Here is a 317-nt window from a genome sequence, read left to right on the forward strand (position 1 = left end):
AACTTGTGTTAATCTTTCAATAGACAAAAGTTATTTGCCAAAAGAATAAAAGGAAAAATGATTTTGTATAGCAGTCATGCACTACGGTGTGTGGCTGCTTCTTTTTTTGCTCAATTTCCACTCAATCCACGCTCAATGTGCTTTTGCCCTCTTTCCAGTAGAATGAAATTGCAATGAAAACAGCACCAAATTCAAAAATCCGGTGCCACTTCAAAGCAAATCTGTAAACGGTAGACCAAAAGTACCTTTCATCATCTTCCATGCTATGCCATAATAAACTCACCAAAACTACACAATCAAAAAAGTTCAGTACTCCA

1 protein-coding gene is annotated in these 317 nt (G+C 36.3%); it reads right to left on the reverse strand.

Features of this window, described 5'->3' with window-relative positions; genetic code table 11:
• Positions 1-121 precede the first annotated feature (121 nt).
• Positions 122-317, reverse strand: a 196-nt coding sequence (locus PZH32_RS12330) for a hypothetical protein (protein WP_275208540.1), incomplete at its 5' end; no start/stop codon positions are given.

This window comes from Adlercreutzia equolifaciens, from assembly GCF_029076695.1.
GTDB classification, from domain to species: Bacteria; Actinomycetota; Coriobacteriia; order Coriobacteriales; family Eggerthellaceae; genus Adlercreutzia; species Adlercreutzia equolifaciens_A.